The following is an 18751-nucleotide window of genomic DNA, read 5'->3' on the forward strand; positions in this document are numbered from 1 at the left end:
TTGGTTATACGTTTTAACCAATTGGCTTTTTCCTGCGGGGGTGTGATTTAAATCATGGAGAATCATTCTTCAAATTCCTATTAAGTGAAATTTATTCCGTAAAAGGGGGGATAACCCAGAAAATATGACAAGTGTCATATCAAATTACTGACAACTGTATCTAACATTTTATTGCTCCATTCCTTATACTGAAATTATAGTAAGTTTATAAGGGCGGGGATACCAATGAGCAAACAAAAGCAAGCACAGCTTAGAAAAGACGTTATGCCATTTGCAACATCTAAAACGAAAACGAGTATTATTCAACTTTTAAATACGATACCTCCATTTTTTATCCTATGGACCCTAGCTTATCAAAGTTTAGCTGTTTCCATTTGGTTAAGTATGTTATGCAGCATTGCTGCGGCAGGCTTTATGGTTCGAACGTTTATTATCTTTCATGATTGCGCACACCAATCTTTTTTCAAAAAACCGAAATTAAATCGGCTGCTTGGTACCATTACTGGCGTGATTACTCATTTTCCCTTTGAAAAGTGGAAAAGAGAACACGCAATTCATCATGCGACAAGCGGCAATTTAGATCAGCGAGGCACCGGTGATATCTGGATCTTGACTGTGGAAGAATATGAAAAGGCAACAAGATGGGAAAGATTGCAATATCGCTTATACCGCAATCCAATTATTTTGTTTGGTTTAGGACCATTTTCTCTATTTCTTTATAGTAATCGGATTAATCGTAAAGATGCGAAAAAAAAGGAACGAAAGAATACCTATATTATTAATATCTCATTAATTGTGATTTACTGTCTTATAGGCTTTCTGCTTGGCTGGCAGGCGCTTGTATTCGTGCAGCTGCCGATTGCTTATATTGCAGGTTTCTTAGGAATCTGGTTATTCTATGTTCAGCATCAGTTCGAGGATTCTTATTTTGAGAATGAGTCAGAATGGGATTATGTGAAAGCAGCGGTAGATGGCAGCTCCTACTATAAGCTGCCGAAATGGTTAGAATGGATGACGGGAAGTATTGGTTATCACCATGTGCATCATCTGGCACCCAAAGTTCCTAATTACAATTTGGAACAGGCACACCGCGAAACGCCGCCATTACACAATGCGACTATCATTACGTTAAAAACGAGTTTGAAATCAATCAAATTCCGTCTCTATGATGAAGAACAGAAAACATTTATCAGCTTCCGCGAAATGAAGCATCGTTTAAATCAATCAAAAAATCAAAGGATAACGACAGCAAAGTCAACTTCTACGATTCGCTCATAACTGGCTTGGCTGCACACCCCCTGCACGTTTTAGGGGGTTCTTTATCGTTCACGAGATATATTTGGTATAATAACGTCAAGCGAGAAAATAGGGGGACAAATCGTGCGTCAATGGTATTATATTTTTCCAAGAAACACAGGATTAAGCATATATATTTGGGTTATTTTTTGTGTGTTGCCGTTTTACTTTATTTTTCGCTCTACTTCGATTTGGGAGATCGGTGTTGGCGTATTGTTAACATTACTTTTCTTTGCGATTTACTGGTTTACCTTTAACTCCCCTGAACCGTTTATGTATATCGGGTTAACGATGGAATTTATTATTAATACGGTGATGACAATTCTATATGGATACGTTTATTTTGCTTTATTTACTGCTTTTTTTGTTGGGAATGTTCGTGGCAAAGCAGGGTTTATCACGATGTATGTGATACATATGGTCGTGATTATAGGTTCCATCACGGCAGGATTTTTCTTTAATTATTCCCTGTTTCTAAATCAGCTGCCATTCTTGATTATGACCATATTAGGAGTTATTCTGATACCTATTAATCGTTATAATCGTTTGAAACAGGAGGAGCTGGAGGAACAATTGGAAGATGCCAACCGCAAAATTGCTGAACTTGCAATTGTAGAAGAGCGGCATCGAATAGCCCGTGATTTACATGATACCTTAGGTCAGAAATTATCGATGATCGGTCTGAAAAGTGAACTTGTCGGGAAGCTGCTGGAGAAAGACCCTGCAAAAGCGAAAAAAGAGCTGCAGGATGTGCAGAATACAGCCAGACATGCATTAAAAGAAGTGCGGGAAATGGTGTCGGATATGAAAAATGTCCGCTTGGAAGAAGAGATTGCGCATGTCGAACAATTAATGGAAGTCGCACAAATCAAGCATGAAATTATAATTAAAGTGGATCAATCATCGTTGCCAATGTTAATGGAAACAGTATTAAGTATGTGCTTGAAAGAAGCAGTAACGAATGTCGTAAAGCATAGTCAGGCAGATCACTGTTCCGTGGAATTTTCAGAAACAGAAAAGGAAATAAGACTGCAGGTAGAGGATGATGGGATAGGGAAGAATAGTGTTCCTGAATTTGGAAATGGCCTTCAAGGGATGAGAGAGCGTTTATCCTTTATCAACGGGACATTAGCTATCACTGCACATTCAAAAGGGTTTAAAGTAGATATGACGGTGCCAAAGATATTAAGGCAAATGGAGGAGGTTTGAATTTGATTCGGATTGTAATTGCAGAAGATCAACAGTTATTGTTAGGAGCTTTAGGCGCGCTCCTGGATTTAGAAGAAGATATGACCGTGGTAGGAAAAGCAGGTAATGGGGAAGAACTGTTGGCATTAGTCAAGCAAGAGCGCCCTGATATCTGCTTAATGGATATTGAGATGCCAGTTATGACAGGTCTGGATGCTGCAGAGTATCTAAGGGAGGATTCCTGTAAAATTATTATTCTGACCACCTTTGCAAGACCCGGCTACTTTGAACGGGCTAGAAAGGCAGAAGTCGATGGTTACTTATTAAAAGATAGCCCCAGCGAGGATTTGGCCGACTCCATTCGTCAGATTATGAAAGGGAAGCGTTTGTATTCCTCCGAATTGATCGATCTTGCCTTTGCAGAAGAAAATCCCTTAACCAAACGGGAAATAGAGGTCCTGCAGCTATTAACACAGGGGGGAACAACCAAGGCGATTGCAAAAGAATTACATTTATCCAATGGAACCGTTCGAAACTATATTTCAATTATCTTGGATAAACTAGAGGTGGATAACCGGATAGAAGCCGTAGCGAAAGTGAAAGAAAAAGGCTGGTTAAGTTAGTACTGCAAGGACATTATTTTCGGTTTGAAGAACGTTGGTATTTTTGAATTGCCAAGATTTTTGTTAAAACACGACTCCCTTTACTGCTAACTAATTCAACAGTTTCTTATTATCGCTATGAAGCAGCAATTTTACTTCTTCTCACTCTTTTAAAAATAGTATATACTTATTTTCAACTGAAAGAATTGTATTCTTATCAGAATGAAGGAGATTCTACATAGAAAATGAGGGGGAGTAAATTTGAAGAAGATAATTGGATGGACAATACTGTTTTCCTTGTTAGTTATGATGGCAGCATGTGCAGATGACAGCGGGCCGGAAGATGAAACGGAAACACCTGCAGAAGAGACTACGGAAGAAACACACCTGAAAGCCGGCTTAGCATCAGAGCCTGTATCGCTTGATCCGCATGCTGCAAATGATGGTAATTCGTTATATGTGATGAATACCTTGTATGATACATTAGTAGAACAGAATACCGATTTAGAAATACAGCCTGCACTGGCGGAAAGTCTGGAACAAATCGAGGATACGGTCTGGGAGGCGAAACTGCGGAAAGATGTTACTTTTCACGATGGCTCTCCCTTTAATGCAGAAGTGGTGAAAGCAAATTTAGACCGTGTACGTGATCCGGAAATAGGTTCACCGCTTGGTTTTCTCTTTGACATGATTGAGAACGTCGAAGTGATTGACGAATACACGGTTCAAATTGAAACAGCATATCCGTTTTCCGCATTACCTGCCCATCTAGCACATCCAGGCGGACATATGATCAGTCTGGAGGCGATTGAAGCAGATAATGAAGCAATTGCAAATGGAGAAGAACCATTTTCAGTTGTGAATGAAAATCCGATAGGAACAGGTTATTTTAAATTTGAGGAACGTGCTGTCAGCGGGGAAATAACCGTAGTAAAGAATGAAGACTACTGGGGACAGCAAGCTGGAATGGACTCTATTGCATTCCATTTTGTTCCGGAGGACTTAACTCGCATTGCGGAGCTTCAGACAGAGGACTCTGATTTCATTTATCCGGTAAATGCCAATAATGTGGAGGAAGTTGACAATAATGAAGGCACACATGTGATGCAGTCTGACAGTGCCAGTATGACGTATCTAGGCTTTAACGTAGAACGTGAGCCGTTTGATGATGAAAGAGTTCGTCAAGCGATTGCGATGACCCTGGATAAGGATGAAATTATTAATGGTATTCTTAACGGGATTGCTTTACCGGCAAAAGGGCCTCTTGCACCGACTGTATTTGGATACGATGAAAATATAGAGCCCATTGACAGAGATGTGGAAGAAGCCAAATCTCTGCTGGAGGATGCCGGCTACGCAGATGGCTTAGAGGTAACCCTGATGGCATATGATACAAATACTGGCGATATCGCACAAGTCATCCAATCGCAGCTGAATGAAATTGGAATAGACGTGGACATTCAAATGACAGAAACAGCTACTTATTTAGAAGATACTGGAAACGGTAGTGTTGACATGTTTTTAGGAAGCTGGGGAACGGTCACACTGGATGCGGATTATGGATTATATCCCATGTTTCATTCTGATAATGCTGGTGCGCCGGGAAATCGTTCCTTCTATGCAAATGAAGAGGTGGACGAGTTGCTGGAAGAAGCAAGACAAGAGGGCGATGAAGCAGAACGGTTATCTCTCTATGCAGATGCACAGCAAATAATTGTTGATGAGGCGCCGATCGTGCCGATTTATCATTCTGTTCTTTTATCCGGCTTGCGTGATGAAGTAAATGGATACTATCAATTTCCAAGCAGCTTCCCATTCTTTAGAGACGTTACAATTGAAGCAGAATAATAAAAAAGAAGCATCTCTTTAAGTGGAGCTGCTTCTTTTTAATGCATTTAAGCACTCTTTTTACATGCCTCTGCACATTGGAAGCAAGCATCCGCACATTTCTGACAATGCTCGTGGCTATGTTTTTTACATTCATTTCCACATGCTTCACAAATATTAGCACAAACCGAAGCAAGCTCCTTGGCAAAAGGCGTGTCTCTGCATAGAGCTTGTGCCAGGTAAGAACAGATTTCGGCACACTCTCTATCCAAACGGATACATTCGGCCATCATTTTAATATCTTCTTCTTTTAGGCATGCATCGTAGCAATGATTACATGCGACAATACAGTTTTGCAATGCGTCAATGAGCTGCTGATGTTGTTGATGGGACATGAATAATCTCCTCCAAAGCGTATGTTTTTAGCTTGCATGTTATAACGTTCCCGAGAAGGCAGCGGTTCATTCATTTTCCGCTGGATTTTATGGTGCATAATTACTTGTAAAAATAGAATGGCAGGATGTTTATAAAAACATCAGTTATATATAAGACAATTTATTCATATACATACTTGTAACATGACTTAAGGGAAGTATAAGCCTATAGAAATAAATAGAGTGCCTAAGAAATGCTTAAGCGGTATACTTTAGAGAAAATTATGTAAGCGCATACAATTAATTCAGGATGAATTCTCATATTAACCTTATTAATTTAGCAGTTCTTTTATTTATAGTAGATAGACAAGAGGCATATTCTTCTGTTTTTCATATACAACTTAGAATTTTTAGGTTCTGAACAAATACTTGGATTTCTAGTAATGATAACCACTATAATAGCAGTCTTTTTTACATTAGCTTGAAAGGAGGCACTTTGAAAATATATTTTGCATGTGTGATTGTAAATAAGGGGGGAGTCACATGTCAGAGAATAAAGATGATCAACAGAAGAAGACAGGTGAAAATCAGCAAGTTGTCGATGTATCAAGACGTCAATTTATCAAAACAGCGGGAATGACAACAGGCGGAATTGTTGGCGGAGTTGTTTTGGGAAGTCTCATAAGCAAGCCTTATAAAAGAGAGAAATCAGAACCGGTTTCGAGAGATAGTCATAGCCACCATCACGGTTCTGGCAATACTATGTTTACAGAAGCGATGCAATTTTTTACGAGAAAAGAGGACTTTGATACGTTGGCTGCCGCATCAGAAATCATTTTCCCAGAGGATGAAAACGGGCCGGGGGCAATTGGCTTGGGCGCAGCTTACTATATTGATAAACAATTGGCCTCACCATGGGGGAAAAATGCAGATGACTACAGGAAGCGGCCATTTCGTGCAGGGGAATCTCCTTTAAATCGTGGCGATACGATGCTTACCGGTTTACGGAAATTAAATGAAGTCAGTCAGAAAACGCATAATGATATGTTCGCTAAGTTAGAGGAAGATATGCAGATTAAAATTTTACAAAGTTTTGAGGCGGGAGAAGTAGAAATGAATCTGGTCTCTTCAGCTGGATTTTTTGCATTATTAAGACAGCTGACACTGGAAGGATGTTACGCAGATCCGTTATATGGCGGCAATAAAGATATGGAAGGCTGGAGAATGAAGGAATTCCCCGGAGCATATATGTCTTATACTGATGTTGTAGAAGCAGAGGAATTTGTTAAAAAAGAGCCAATGAGCTTAAGCGATCATATGTAAAAAAAGAAGGGGGGGATACTATGGCGAAAAAATTAGATAAAGTAGACGTTGTTACGGTAGGAGTTGGCTGGATGGGAGGGATTGTTGCAGCAGAGCTTACAAAAGCAGGGTATCATGTTGTCGGGCTCGATAAGGGAAAAGAAAAAGATATTAAAGATTATCTCCATACGCATGATGAATTGCGGTATCATCTTCGTGGAGAAGGAACAAATAAATTAACAGGGGAAACGATTACTTATAGAAATAAATTAGATCAAGATGCTAAACCAGTAAGAGATCATTCGATGATTGCGTGGGGAGAGGGGATTGGTGGTGGAGGCAGTCACTGGGGAGCACAAACCCATCGGTATTATCCTTATGATTTTGAAATTCGTTCCAAAACAATCGAAAAATATGGAGAAGACAAAATACCTGAAGGAATGACGCTTCAAGATTGGGGCATTACTTATGAGGAATTGGAACCGCATTTTGATAAATTTGAAAAGGTGGCAGGAATTTCTGGAGAACCGGATCCAAATTATCCGGAACGTTCAGATGATTATCCGACACCGCCACTTGTAAAAAATGAGCAGATGCATATGTTTGAAGAGGCAGCTATAAAATTGGGATATAATCCGTTTGTTATCCCAACAGGCACGCTTTCCGAACAATATACGAATCCTGATGGGGAGAAGTTGAATGCATGTCAATACTGTGGTTTTTGTACACCAAATTATTGTGAGTATGGCGCAAAAGCAGATCCAGTGCTAACTGTCATTCCAACAGCACAAAAAACAGGTAATTTTGAATTACGCACCTACTCAAGAGTGATACGGATATTACATGAAAATGGAGAAGCAAAGGGAGTTGTTTATGAAGATACACGAACAGGGGAACAATTTGAACAACCTGCAGATTTAGTTGTATTAACGAGCTTTGTCTTTAATAATATCCGTTTGTTATTATTATCGGAAATAGGTGCACCTTATAATCCAAAGACTGGAGAAGGAATTATCGGCAGAAATTTTACAGATCACCATGGTTCAACTTCTTCTGTTGGGTTATATGATGATAAAAAATTTAATAATTATGTGTCAACAGGTGCTTATGGGATGGCGATAACGAATTTTACTGGGGATCTTATCGACCATACCAATCTTGATTTCTTGCATGGAGCACAGATTGAGGTGCGAATACTGGGAAACACTCCTATTTCTAGTAATGCCATACCAGAAGATACACCGCAATGGGGAAAAGAATTTAAGGAGCGTTCTTTATTTTATTATAATCGTGCTGTAACGTTAGCGAGTCAAAGAGCCACATTGCCATTCAAACATAATTATCTTGATTTAGACCCAACATATACGGACAGCAATGGAGATCCATTGATTCGAATTACTTATGATTACTCTGATAATGATCGGGGGATACATGATTTTATTCAAGAAAAGCATGCTGAAATTTTAGAAGAGATGGGTGCAACACATATTATTAAATATCCTATGCAAGAGCATTTTGATGGGGTACTTGCCTTCCAGCATAATGGTGGCGGAGCAATCATGGGAGATGACCCGGAAACTTCAGCAGTAAATAGCTATTTACAAATGTGGGATATGAATAATTTATTTGTTTGTGGATCGAGTGCTTTTCCACACTTTGGAGTAACCAATCCTACCACCACAGCTGCTGCTTTAACCTATCGTGCAACGGAAGGAATGATTGAATTTCTTAAAAATGGCGGGCAGCTGGTCGAGGCAAAAAGTCAAAAGAAACAGGTTTAATGTAAGAAAAATATATTGAGAGCTGGAGGAGAGTGTTGATGGGGTTAGCAAACATAGGAATTCCTGGATTAATCCTTATTGTTGTTCTGGCATTAATCATTTTTGGACCGAAAAAATTACCGGAGATTGGTAAAGCAGCTGGAGAAACATTAAGAGAATTTAAGAGCACGGCGAATGATATTATGGAGGATAAAACGGAGGAAGCAGAACCAAAAGATAAAACTTAATCGTAAAACAAAACTCCAAAGATATGTAAGTTTTGGAGTTTTGTTTTTAATAAATAGCCCATTTTTAAGAGGGAAATCTTGAAAATTAAAATTAACTTAGTTTGCTTTCACACCTTGCAGCCGTTTACGGGCAGAAGTATGCTGTGCTGTGATAGGAATATGCTTTTTCGCATTCCCCATCCCGAATAATGGCATATTTCGGTAGACGGATTCATAATTGCCAGCTTTTATCTGATAGGTTTCATGATAGAAGCCGACAGCATCATTTTCCCCAACTTTCTTGTTGAAATTCTGCCATGCTTTCAAATGTTTTTTTCCTTTGGCATAAGCGAGTAAATCCTCTGTAGAACGCCAGTATTGAACCATGATGGTAGTGCGCAGGCCAAAATAGCTTTCCATGGAAAGAAATCCTAATTCCTCCTGGTTTTCATACAATTCTCTGATCATACCAGGCATGGCGGTAAACACAGGTCCCCATTTCCGTACCGCCAGCCTTTTATTGATACGCATCCCAATAATAAAAACAACAACATCCTGATCGTTTTCCGTAGTATATCTGCCAGAGTAGATTTTTTTACCCATGGATGATTCCTCCTTAAAAATTAGAGTTCCTTTATTGTGGCGTCACACCATGCAATAGCAGCTTCTGTCACACGTTTTCCATAATCTAAGGTAAACAGCCAATATTTCGCATCATGTTGATGATGGTTATGACGGGCAATGCCTTCTTCGATTCCTTCGTATGTTTGATACAGATTCTTTAGCTTTTGCTTATAATCCTCTAACAGATAGAGACTTTGTTCCTTTGTCTGATGCCTGCCAAAAAACAGCTTCAGCAATACTTCATTCCGCTCGACTGGCAACTGCTTTAAGGGCTTCTCCAGCCAATTTTTTAAAACCTCTTTTCCTTTTTCCGTCAGAAAATATTCCTTACGCTCTGGTTTCCCTTCCTGTGCTGAGGTTTGAACCGTAGCCAAACCTTCTTCCTCCAGCCGCTTTAATGTCGGATAAATCTGTCCATAGCTGATTTTCCAAAAATGGTTCAAGCTATTATCAATAAACTGTTTGATTTCATAGCCTGAACGGCAGTTTGTGGTTAAAATACCGAGTATGGCGTATGTGCTATCATTGTATTTTTGCATTTATCTCACCCGTACCTTTTTGATATATATCATTTAGATATATAATATATGAATTTAGGCTGGAAGTAAAGGGTGAATGTAATTTAATTAACTTATAATGATTAAATAGATACTAGCTACAGTAATAAAATCAAAAAAATAACGAGTTATAATTTTGTAAATAGTTATTTAATTTATAAATTCTCTTTCTCATATTAAAAAAAGACTTGTAAAACGCTTTCTTTTATTTTATACTGTTACTAAATCGGTTTGGTAAATCGGTTTAGTAAACCGATTTTGGAATAAATTCATGATGGGTGAAGCAAATGAAAAAAATAACAATGGCAGATGTTGCCGAGCAAGCTGGCGTTTCTAAGAGTACTGTTTCTCAGTATTTAAATGGCAGATTTGACTATATGGGAAAAACAACGCGAACTAAAATAGAACAAGCTGTAAAAGATTTAAATTACCGACCAAATATGGTTGCCCGGAGTTTGAAGCAGAAAACTACAACAACGATAGGCGTTATTGTGGCGAATATTCTTCATGTCTATTCCACGCAGGTGATTCGCGCTATTGAGGATCTATGTAATGAGAAGGAATTTCATCTCATTATATGTAATGCAGACGACCAGCCTAAAAAAGAGAAGAAGTATATTGAGATGTTAAAGGCAAAACAAGTAGATGGTATTATTGCGTTTCCTACAGGTGACAATATAGCGTTGTATAAACAATTATTGGATGAAGGTTATCCAATTGTATTTATGGACAGGATTGTTAAGGAACTAAAAGTAGATACGATTCTTTTAGATAATGAAAAAGCAGCACATATTGCGGTAGAAGAATTAATGCATAAGGATTTTGAACATTTAGCAGTGGTGAGCCCTCCTTTATTGCAGCAAGTTACTCCAAGGGTAGAAAGAGCAGAGGCAGTTGCAAAAAAGGTTGAAGAACAAGGTGGTAATATCCAAAAACTCTCTATGATAAGTGGGGAAATCAATGAAATTAGTAAGAAATTACACGAATTATTCCAACACGATGATAAACCGGATGCTATTTTTGCCATGAATGATTTAACTTTGCATGAAGTACTTTCTTTTGTAAAAAAAGAAAACATGAAAATACCGGAAGATGTTGCAGTTATTAGTGTGGATGACGTATCATTTGCTAATTTTTATACTCCACCATTAACAACGATTTCTCAACCTGCATTTGAAATGGGAAGAAAAGCAGCAGAAATTTTATTTTCATTGATTTTAGAACCTGACAAACAGCATCAGTCTGAAATAATTCGATTTACACCGACATTGAATAGAAGAGAATCATGCTGACATAATTGTTTGCAGTTGGATAAGTAGTAGACAGCAATCGTTTTTAGCGAGCAATTTTAATTGAATAGAGGGGGAGTTAGTAGTGGATATTATTGAAGGAATTAAACATGAAAAAGTAGTTGCTGTTATTAGGAAATCTAGTAAGGATAATATTGTTTCTATTTTGAAAGCTTTGGCAAAAGGGGGTATCCATCATGTAGAAATTACTGCAGAAACACCAAAAGTCAACGAGATTATTGCCGAGGCAGCAGCCAATGTAGATGAATCTATCAAAATTGGTGCTGGAACAGTTTTAGATTCAGAAACAGCTAGGGCAGTTATTTTAGCAGGCGCCGCTTTTGTTGTTGCACCGACTTTAAATAAAGAAACGTTACAGATATGTCAACGCTATGGAGTTGAGCATATCCCCGGTGTTTTTACACCAACCGAGATTTTAACAGCGTATGAACACGGAGCACGTATGGTAAAAGTATTTCCGGCAGATGCAGTTGGTCCTGAATATATAAAAAATATTCTTGGCCCGCTTCCTCAGGTCACTGCAATGGTAACAGGAGGAATTACGAAAGATAATTTGAAAGAATACCTTTTACATGGCAGTGCAGCAGTCGGCCTCGGCAGTAATTTAGTAGATGCCTCTAAAATGAAAATCGAAGAAGATTATCAGGCATTAACGGAACGGGCAAAGGAGTTTATTGAATTAACAAAATAAATTCTTTTTAACAGCGATAAAGAAAGCGCTTAAATAAGTTTTGCAGGAGGAAAGGGAATGAGGGATGTAATCAGTATAGGAGAGGCAATGATTGTATTTAATCCAGATGCTAAAGGTCCAATGAAATTTGTGAATGGATTTCAAAAAAAAATCGGGGGTGCTGAGTTAAACCTGGTTGTCGGCTGTTCACGATTAGGATTAAAAACGGGCTTTATCAGCAGGTTGGGCAATGATGAATTCGGGAAGTCTATACGTACTTTTGTAAGAGGGGAACAAGTTGATACTTCAGAGCTGGACTTGGTAGAAGACCATCCTACTTCTGTATACTTTAAAGAAATTATGGAGGATGGCAATGTACAGACATTCTATTATCGTGACAAGTCACCAACGCTGACGATGAGACCTGAGGAGTTAAATGAATCGTATATCAAAAATGCACGAATCCTTCATATTACGGGAATTTTTCCGGCAATTGGAGGAGAGAATTTAAATGTCATGATGAAAGCTATTCAATTAGCAAAAAAGCATCATGTGAAAATATCCTTCGATCCAAATATTCGTTTAAAAATGTGGACCAAAAAAGAGGCTCGTCAAGTATTGTCAGATATTCTTCCACATGTAGATATCCTTCTTGCCGGTGATGAAGAAATGGATATTATTATTGGAGAAAATAATCCGGAGACGATTATTGAAAAAACAAAAGAAATCGGAATACCGACTATTATTATAAAACGTGGAGAACGCGGTTCTGTCGGTTATCATCAAGGACAAACAGTAATTGCAGATCCTGTGAAAGCGACAAAAGTTGTTGATACAGTTGGAGCAGGTGACGGGTTTAATGCAGGTTTTCTATATGGTTATTTACATGATTGGGATTTGGAGAGTTCTCTTCATTTTGCGAATACAATTGGCTCTATGGTCGTAAGTATTACCGGTGACAATGAAGGCTTGCCATTTTATGAAGAAATTCAACAAAGGCTTGGGGAAGTTGAAAAGGTGGAAAGATAACTGTGAAAATTAGTATCACGTATTCTCTTAAATAAAAGAGTGGAAGGATTGAAAAAATGAAAGCAATAACATATGTGGGAGAAGAAAAATTATCGTTAAAAGATATTGATGTACCGCAAATTGCTAATGGAGAGGCATTAGTAAAGGTGAGCTATGGCGGGATTTGCGGAACGGATATGATGATTTATGCAGGTGTCCACCCGCGGGCGCAATCCGGCTTAGTAATGGGGCATGAATTTTCTGGTGAGATTAGTGAAGTGAAAGGGAAGTCTTCATTTAAAAGCGGTGACAGCGTTGCCATCAATCCAATTCGGTCTTGTGGGACATGTGTGCCCTGTAAATCAGGAAACTATCATATTTGCGAAAATTTAAGATATATAGGTATCGATTTAGATGGTGGGTTTGCAGAATATGTTAAAATTCCAATCGAAAATTTACATACTCTTTCCAACCAAGTGAAACAAGATGAGGCAGCTGTAATAGAGCCTTTAGCAGTAGCTATCCATACTGTCAGGCGATCAACATTTAAAGTAGGTGACACAGTTACTATTTTAGGTGCAGGGCCGATTGGAATATTAATAGGAATCATCGCTAAACTTTCGGGGGCAGCAAAAGTCATTATTTCTGATATAAGCGATTATCGTTTAAAGGTGGCAGCTTCTTATGGACTTCATCCAGTCGATGCGAAGGAAAAGGATCTGATAGAGGAAGTAAAGGAGACAACAAAAGGAATTGGTTCAGATGTTGTTTTTGAGGTTGCAGGAAACCAAATTACTGCAGACCAAATGATAGGTGCTATTAAGACACAGGGTGAAATCATGGTGGTAAGTGTATATAAAAAGCCGCCAATGATTGATTTAGCAAAAATGCATTTTAGAGAAATATCTCTTTCTACAACGAGATGTTTTTCTCCTAAAGACTTTGAAGCAGCAATCCAGTTCATAGAAGAAGGAAGAATAGATATTGAAGGCTTAATAAGTCATCGTTTACCAGTGGAATCATTTGAAGAAGGGTTTCAACTTGTAAAGAAATCCACAGATTCATTAAAGGTGCTATTCAAATTATAAAGGGGGAATGAAAATTGAGTATCAACATCGATTTAAAAAATAAAGTAGCTATTGTAACAGGAGCAACTAGAGGGATAGGAAAAGCAATCGCTCTTGGGTTGGCTGAAGCAGGTGCTGATATTGCTCTAGTACAGCGTTCTAATGATACAACCGTTCGAGAAGAAATAACCGCTCTTGGAAGGAATTGCGAAATAATTGAATGTGATTTAAGTGATTTAAATAGAGTGAGAGATGTCGTCTCTGAAGTGAATGAAAAAATGAACTCGGTAGATATTTTGGTAAATAGTGCAGGTATTCAACGAAGATATCCGGCAGTTGAATTTCCAGAACATGAGTGGGATGCAGTCATCGATGTGAATTTAAAAGCGGTTTGGGTTCTTTGCCAGGAAGCTGGGAAGATAATGACAAATCAGAAAAGTGGGAAGATTATTAATGTAGCTTCTTTAGTTTCATTTCAAGGTGGTATTCTCGTGCCTGCATACACTGCAGCCAAAGGTGCAGTTGGTCAGCTTACGAAAGAGCTGGCAAATGAATGGTCTTCTTTAGGTGTCAATGTCAATGCACTTGTACCAGGGTACTTTGCCACGGAAATGAATACAGCTCTTATTAATGACCCTGAACGGAGTAAACAAATTCTGGATAGAATACCTGCAGGGAGATGGGGAGATCCCGATGATATGAAAGGAGCAGCTGTATTTTTAGCATCATCTTTAGCTGATTATATCCACGGACATTTATTGGCAGTTGACGGCGGATGGCTGGGAAGATAGACAATATAGAGATGAGGAGAAATGTTTATGAACAAACTTGAGATCAGAGATGTAAAAGTATTTATTACTGCACCAAATAATATTAATTTAGTTGTTGTAAAAGTAATTACGAATAAAGAAGGTTTATATGGATTGGGATGTGCGACTTTTACACAAAAGGCATTTGCCGTAAAAAGTGCCATCGATGATTATTTGAAGCCTTTCCTGATAGGGAAAAATCCTGCAAATATTGAAGACTTATGGCAATCTGCTAATGTCAGCGGTTACTGGAGAAATGGACCAATAGTTAATAATGCTATTTCCGGAATTGATATGGCTTTATGGGATATAAAAGGAAAGATAGCGGATCTGCCGGTTTATTCTCTGCTCGGCGGAAAATCAAGGGATGGAATTGCTTTATATCGTCACGTTGATGGGGGAACCTTGGAAGAAGTCGAAGCCAATGTTAAAGAAGCATTAGAAGAAGGATACCAGCATGTCCGCTGCCAAATGGGAATGTACGGAGGAGCCGGAACAAATGATACTGGCTTAATATCTAAGAAAATGAAAAAAGCAGAAAATTTTGAGCTGAAAAGATCTCCTGACAATAGAAGAGATGGAGAATATTTCGATCCGGAATTTTATGCGAAAAATGTCGAAGATCTATTTAAGCATTTGCGTTATAGTTTAGGTAATAATTTTGAAATCATCCATGATATCCATGAAAGGATTCCGCCAATTGAAGCAATTCGTTTAGCTAAAAAATTAGAAAAATATGATCTGTTTTATCTTGAAGATCCATTTTCACCGGAAAATGCAGACTGGTTAAAGCTATTACGTGAACAAGTATCTACGCCAATTGCAATGGGGGAATTATTTAGTCATCCGAATGATTGGAAAGAATTAATTATTAATAAACGAATCGATTTTATTAGAGCACACATTAGTGCAATCGGTGGATTGACACCGGCAAGGAAATTGGCTAATTTTGGAGAATTATTTGGTGTACGCACTGCCTGGCATGGACCTGGAGACCTTTCACCAGTTGGAGTAATGGCTAACTATCACTTGGATTATGCAGTTAATAATTTTGGGATACAAGAGTGGACACCAATGAATGAAGCCCTAAAAAATGTATTTCCTGCTGATTTAACAATAAAACAAGGGTATGCATATGTGGGTGAAGCACCCGGTCTTGGTGTAGATTTTAATGAAGAAATAGCTGTGGAATATCCGGCTCTTCAAACATTGCCTGAGTGGACATTAGCAAGAACGCCTGATGGAACTTCTGTTAAACCTTAATTTAAGGAGTGAGATAATGAAAAAGAATTTAATAATAATAAGCATGTTAAGTATGGTTCTTCTATTAGCGGCTTGCGGGTCTGATAATAGTGAGGATGATGAAAGCTATACATTGAGGTTAGGAATAACTCAAAATGATCAGAATGCAGAATTTATGGGTATAGAGTCCTTTAAAGAAGGAGTTGAAGAGAGAACAGATGGAGAGGTTACTGTTGAGCTGTATCATAGTGATCAGTTAGCAAGTGTACCAGATTTAGTTGAACAGGCTTCCATGGGAAATAGCGTTGGTACTATTTCAGATGCTGCAATGCTCGGTGATTTAAAGAAAGAATTCTACATCTTACAGTCGCCGTATATGTTTGACAGCTATGATCAAGTAGGTGAGCTTACAGATTCCGAATTATATCAAGGATGGGTCGAGGATTTCTCAGAACAAGGCATCCGGATTCTTTCTTTTAATTATTATTTAGGAGAAAGAAATTTAGCTACAGTAGATGAGATAACGTCTGCAGCTGATTTAAGAAGTAATGTTATTCGGACAAGTGGGGCACAAATTGTAGATGAGACCGTTTCAGCAATGGGAGGTTCTCCAAGCGGAATGCCGTGGACAGAAGCTTATCCAGGTTTGGAACAGGGAGTTATCAATGGGGTAGAGGCTCATAATTTAGCAATTTATGAATCAAGTATGTATGAAGTAATCAATCATATCGCCAAAACGAATCATTATCAGCTGGTGTCCGCACTTATCGTAAGTGAGGATTGGTACGATGATTTACCGGAAGAATATCAAGAGATTGTTTTAGAAGAGGCAGAAAAATCTGGAGAAGTAGCTGGAGAATTAGCGTTAGAGCAATCAGAAGAATATGAAGAACTAATGAGTGAATATGGCGTTGAATTTCATGATGTAGATAGAGAGGAATTTAGAGAATTAACAGAGCAAGTTTATGAAAAACTTGATATGACAGAGATTAGAGAAGAAGTGTTAGAGGTGTTGGGTCAATGATTATAGAAAAAATAAGAGTTGGCTGGATAAAAATAGAAGAGAGTTTAACATCTTTGTTGTTACTATTACTTGTTGGTTTAGTTTTTATGGAAGTTGTTGTACGTGCATTTGGCAGTCCTACAACGTGGTCAGTGGGGCTGGCACAGTTGATTTTTATCTGGGTAATCTTTTTGGGCGCTAATCAGGCGCTTAGAAATCATTCCCATGTAGGAGTGGATGCTATCAACTATTTTTTGAAACCCAAATTAAGAGTTGTAATAGAGATGATAATGAATATTTTGATGATACTATTTTTAATCTTCCTTATCCAATATGGGAGCGATATGGTTGTATCATCAACAGGCCGTCTTATTACAGGTACACCAATTCCTTATTGGACAGTAACTTTAGCTATTCCAACAGGTAGTTTATTGATGCTGTTAACTACTTTAGGACAAATTTTTGGGAAATGGAAAAGACTGCAAAGTAGAGTTGAATAAAGGCAGCCGGGGAAGGAGATAAACTTATGACTTTGATGTTGATTATATTTTTTGTTTTACTTTTTTTAAATATGCCCGTTGCATTCGCAATAGGAATTTCAAGTGTTGCCTACTTCTTTTTAGCAGATATTCCTAATTCACTGGCTGTTCAACAGTTTGCTACCGGTACACAATCATTTCCGTTATTAGCAGTTCCATTTTTTGTTTTAGCCGGTCATATATTGAATGCTTCAGGAATAACCAGCAGATTGATAAAATTTGCTAATGTTCTAACTGGTCATATGATTGGCGGATTAGCGCAAGCTTCTGTTTTACTTAGTGCCATGATGGGTGGAATATCGGGATCTGCTACAGCGGATGCAGCAATGCAAAGTAGAATCATGACGAATGATATGCTGCGGAGAGGCTATTCAAAAGGTTTTTCAACAGGATTGATTTCTGTCAGTTCCATTATTACAGCTACGTTCCCTCCAAGTATTGGATTGATTTTATTTGGTTTTATTGGAGGAGTTTCGATTAACAAGCTTTTTATTGGCGGTATTATACCTGGCATACTTCTAATAATTGCGTTAATGATAAGTGTGTATCTTGTTGCTAAGAAAAATAATTATGATCAGGATAATGAATTTAATCCTCCAACGATTAAGGAAGTTATAATTAGTTTCAAGAATTGTATATGGGCGATTTTGTTTCCTGTATTGTTAATCGTTGGAATTCGATTTGGGATATTTTCTGCTTCAGAAGGCGGAGCTGTAGCAGTTGTTTATGCAATTATGGTAGGGGTTATCTTTCATAGAGAATTAACTTGGAAAAAATTAAAAGTATGCTTAAAGGATGCAGTTATAGATAATAGTATGATTATGTTAATTATTGCATCAGCATCTATTTTCAGTTATGTTATTGCATTTGAAAATTTCCCGAGAACAATGTCTCAATTTGTTACAGGAATTACTGAAAATCCACAATTGCTGTTTCTGTTAATATTACTATTTATATTTATTGCCGGACTCTTTATGGAAGCTACTGCAAACAATTTAATGTTAACACCTATATTCCTTCCGATTGCAGAAATGGCAGGAATTGATCCAGTCCATTTTGGGGTGGTAATGGTTGTTCTGATTACATTTGGAGGTATGACACCTCCTTTAGGAGTTACAATGTTTGCCGTTTTATCTATTACGAAGACTGGTGTCGTAGAGTACACCAAAGGAGCTTTGCCTTTCATAATAACAGTACTTGCCGTAATTGTAATTATAGCAATGTTCCCAAGTATTGTATTATTTTTACCAGATTTACTATTAGGACCTTAAGTAATCTGTAAAATAAGGGCTTTAATAGAATCAGGTTATATACGGTGTGTGTAAAATCAAATATATTTAACTTCA

Annotated in this window: 19 protein-coding genes; 16 read left to right on the top strand and 3 right to left on the bottom strand. The window is 38.0% G+C overall.

Annotated elements, in window-relative coordinates:
* The first annotated feature begins 225 nt into the window (after positions 1 to 225).
* The 4 genes from MKY65_RS07250 (at position 226) to MKY65_RS07265 (ending at position 4934) form a co-directional block, all read left to right on the top strand.
* Entirely contained in the window at positions 226 to 1278 is a 1053-nt protein-coding gene (locus MKY65_RS07250) for a fatty acid desaturase (RefSeq protein WP_339183607.1), read from the top strand.
* 102 nt (positions 1279 to 1380) lie between these two features.
* Positions 1381 to 2505 carry a sensor histidine kinase gene (locus MKY65_RS07255; protein ID WP_339183609.1) on the top strand — a complete coding sequence of 375 codons (1125 nt, stop codon included), beginning with the start codon at positions 1381 to 1383 and terminating at the stop codon, positions 2503 to 2505.
* 2 nt (positions 2506 to 2507) lie between these two features.
* The gene (locus MKY65_RS07260) at positions 2508 to 3107 is read left to right on the top strand and encodes a response regulator transcription factor (RefSeq protein ID WP_339183611.1); all 600 of its coding nucleotides are present in this window, start codon (positions 2508 to 2510) and stop codon (positions 3105 to 3107) included.
* Positions 3108 to 3347: 240 nt separating this feature from the next.
* Positions 3348 to 4934 (top strand): glutathione ABC transporter substrate-binding protein, encoded by a 1587-nt coding sequence (locus tag MKY65_RS07265; protein ID WP_339183613.1) that lies wholly within the window; start codon positions 3348 to 3350, stop codon positions 4932 to 4934.
* A 47-nt stretch (positions 4935 to 4981) separates the two neighbouring features.
* Here MKY65_RS07265 and MKY65_RS07270 read toward each other — a convergent pair whose 3' ends face one another.
* A complete protein-coding gene (locus MKY65_RS07270) occupies positions 4982 to 5308 on the bottom strand; it encodes a four-helix bundle copper-binding protein (protein ID WP_339183615.1) in 327 nt (108 codons plus the stop codon).
* A 522-nt stretch (positions 5309 to 5830) separates the two neighbouring features.
* Between MKY65_RS07270 and MKY65_RS07275 the strand changes: the two genes are divergently transcribed.
* From MKY65_RS07275 to MKY65_RS07285, 3 genes are read left to right on the top strand one after another with little or no spacing between them, the layout of a single operon-like run.
* Positions 5831 to 6610 carry a gluconate 2-dehydrogenase subunit 3 family protein gene (locus MKY65_RS07275; protein ID WP_339183618.1) on the top strand — a complete coding sequence of 260 codons (780 nt, stop codon included), beginning with the start codon at positions 5831 to 5833 and terminating at the stop codon, positions 6608 to 6610.
* 20 nt (positions 6611 to 6630) lie between these two features.
* A complete protein-coding gene (locus tag MKY65_RS07280; RefSeq protein ID WP_339183619.1) occupies positions 6631 to 8370 on the top strand; it encodes a GMC family oxidoreductase in 1740 nt (579 codons plus the stop codon).
* Between the two features lie 38 nt (positions 8371 to 8408).
* Complete coding sequence (locus MKY65_RS07285) at positions 8409 to 8597, top strand: twin-arginine translocase TatA/TatE family subunit (protein WP_339183621.1); 189 nt, start codon at positions 8409 to 8411, stop codon at positions 8595 to 8597.
* A gap of 96 nt (positions 8598 to 8693) precedes the next feature.
* Here MKY65_RS07285 and MKY65_RS07290 read toward each other — a convergent pair whose 3' ends face one another.
* Both MKY65_RS07290 and MKY65_RS07295 read right to left on the bottom strand, forming a co-directional pair.
* The gene (locus tag MKY65_RS07290; RefSeq protein WP_339183623.1) at positions 8694 to 9179 is read right to left on the bottom strand and encodes a DUF4188 domain-containing protein; all 486 of its coding nucleotides are present in this window, start codon (positions 9177 to 9179) and stop codon (positions 8694 to 8696) included.
* A 20-nt stretch (positions 9180 to 9199) separates the two neighbouring features.
* A complete protein-coding gene (locus MKY65_RS07295) occupies positions 9200 to 9739 on the bottom strand; it encodes a PadR family transcriptional regulator (protein WP_339183625.1) in 540 nt (179 codons plus the stop codon).
* Between the two features lie 305 nt (positions 9740 to 10044).
* Here MKY65_RS07295 and MKY65_RS07300 point away from each other — a divergent pair, with 305 nt between their 5' ends.
* From MKY65_RS07300 to MKY65_RS07340, 9 genes are all read left to right on the top strand, one after another.
* Positions 10045 to 11049 (top strand): LacI family DNA-binding transcriptional regulator, encoded by a 1005-nt coding sequence (locus tag MKY65_RS07300; protein WP_339183627.1) that lies wholly within the window; start codon positions 10045 to 10047, stop codon positions 11047 to 11049.
* 82 nt (positions 11050 to 11131) lie between these two features.
* Positions 11132 to 11758: a bifunctional 4-hydroxy-2-oxoglutarate aldolase/2-dehydro-3-deoxy-phosphogluconate aldolase gene (locus tag MKY65_RS07305; RefSeq protein ID WP_339183629.1), complete on the top strand. Its 627-nt coding sequence runs from the start codon at positions 11132 to 11134 to the stop codon at positions 11756 to 11758.
* Positions 11759 to 11815: 57 nt separating this feature from the next.
* A complete protein-coding gene (locus MKY65_RS07310; RefSeq protein ID WP_339183631.1) occupies positions 11816 to 12766 on the top strand; it encodes a sugar kinase in 951 nt (316 codons plus the stop codon).
* A 56-nt stretch (positions 12767 to 12822) separates the two neighbouring features.
* Complete coding sequence (locus MKY65_RS07315) at positions 12823 to 13833, top strand: alcohol dehydrogenase catalytic domain-containing protein (protein ID WP_339183633.1); 1011 nt, start codon at positions 12823 to 12825, stop codon at positions 13831 to 13833.
* Between the two features lie 14 nt (positions 13834 to 13847).
* On the top strand, positions 13848 to 14603 hold the full coding sequence (locus MKY65_RS07320) for a glucose 1-dehydrogenase (RefSeq protein ID WP_339183634.1): 756 nt from the start codon (positions 13848 to 13850) through the stop codon (positions 14601 to 14603).
* A 27-nt stretch (positions 14604 to 14630) separates the two neighbouring features.
* Positions 14631 to 15884, top strand: a complete 1254-nt coding sequence (locus tag MKY65_RS07325) for an enolase C-terminal domain-like protein (protein ID WP_339183636.1) — start codon at positions 14631 to 14633, stop codon at positions 15882 to 15884.
* A gap of 16 nt (positions 15885 to 15900) precedes the next feature.
* On the top strand, positions 15901 to 16887 hold the full coding sequence (locus MKY65_RS07330; protein ID WP_339183638.1) for a C4-dicarboxylate TRAP transporter substrate-binding protein: 987 nt from the start codon (positions 15901 to 15903) through the stop codon (positions 16885 to 16887).
* On the top strand, positions 16884 to 17366 hold the full coding sequence (locus tag MKY65_RS07335) for a TRAP transporter small permease subunit (RefSeq protein ID WP_339183640.1): 483 nt from the start codon (positions 16884 to 16886) through the stop codon (positions 17364 to 17366). The genes MKY65_RS07330 and MKY65_RS07335 overlap by 4 nt, the downstream gene beginning before the upstream one ends.
* A gap of 26 nt (positions 17367 to 17392) precedes the next feature.
* Positions 17393 to 18676: a TRAP transporter large permease gene (locus tag MKY65_RS07340; protein WP_339183642.1), complete on the top strand. Its 1284-nt coding sequence runs from the start codon at positions 17393 to 17395 to the stop codon at positions 18674 to 18676.
* The last annotated feature ends 75 nt before the right edge of the window (positions 18677 to 18751 follow it).

It is taken from the genome of Oceanobacillus sp. FSL W7-1293, from assembly GCF_037969815.1.
GTDB lineage: Bacteria > Bacillota > Bacilli > Bacillales > Amphibacillaceae > Oceanobacillus > Oceanobacillus oncorhynchi.

Coding starts and splice junctions, on each gene's coding strand:
- MKY65_RS07270 (WP_339183615.1), bottom strand. CDS start 5,308: ATGTCCCATCAACAACATCAGCAGCTCATTGACGCATTGCAAAACTGT.
- MKY65_RS07315 (WP_339183633.1), top strand. CDS start 12,823: ATGAAAGCAATAACATATGTGGGAGAAGAAAAATTATCGTTAAAAGAT.
- MKY65_RS07275 (WP_339183618.1), top strand. CDS start 5,831: ATGTCAGAGAATAAAGATGATCAACAGAAGAAGACAGGTGAAAATCAG.
- MKY65_RS07310 (WP_339183631.1), top strand. CDS start 11,816: ATGAGGGATGTAATCAGTATAGGAGAGGCAATGATTGTATTTAATCCA.
- MKY65_RS07340 (WP_339183642.1), top strand. CDS start 17,393: ATGACTTTGATGTTGATTATATTTTTTGTTTTACTTTTTTTAAATATG.
- MKY65_RS07290 (WP_339183623.1), bottom strand. CDS start 9,179: ATGGGTAAAAAAATCTACTCTGGCAGATATACTACGGAAAACGATCAG.
- MKY65_RS07330 (WP_339183638.1), top strand. CDS start 15,901: ATGAAAAAGAATTTAATAATAATAAGCATGTTAAGTATGGTTCTTCTA.
- MKY65_RS07285 (WP_339183621.1), top strand. CDS start 8,409: ATGGGGTTAGCAAACATAGGAATTCCTGGATTAATCCTTATTGTTGTT.
- MKY65_RS07250 (WP_339183607.1), top strand. CDS start 226: ATGAGCAAACAAAAGCAAGCACAGCTTAGAAAAGACGTTATGCCATTT.
- MKY65_RS07280 (WP_339183619.1), top strand. CDS start 6,631: ATGGCGAAAAAATTAGATAAAGTAGACGTTGTTACGGTAGGAGTTGGC.
- MKY65_RS07325 (WP_339183636.1), top strand. CDS start 14,631: ATGAACAAACTTGAGATCAGAGATGTAAAAGTATTTATTACTGCACCA.
- MKY65_RS07300 (WP_339183627.1), top strand. CDS start 10,045: ATGAAAAAAATAACAATGGCAGATGTTGCCGAGCAAGCTGGCGTTTCT.
- MKY65_RS07335 (WP_339183640.1), top strand. CDS start 16,884: ATGATTATAGAAAAAATAAGAGTTGGCTGGATAAAAATAGAAGAGAGT.
- MKY65_RS07295 (WP_339183625.1), bottom strand. CDS start 9,739: ATGCAAAAATACAATGATAGCACATACGCCATACTCGGTATTTTAACC.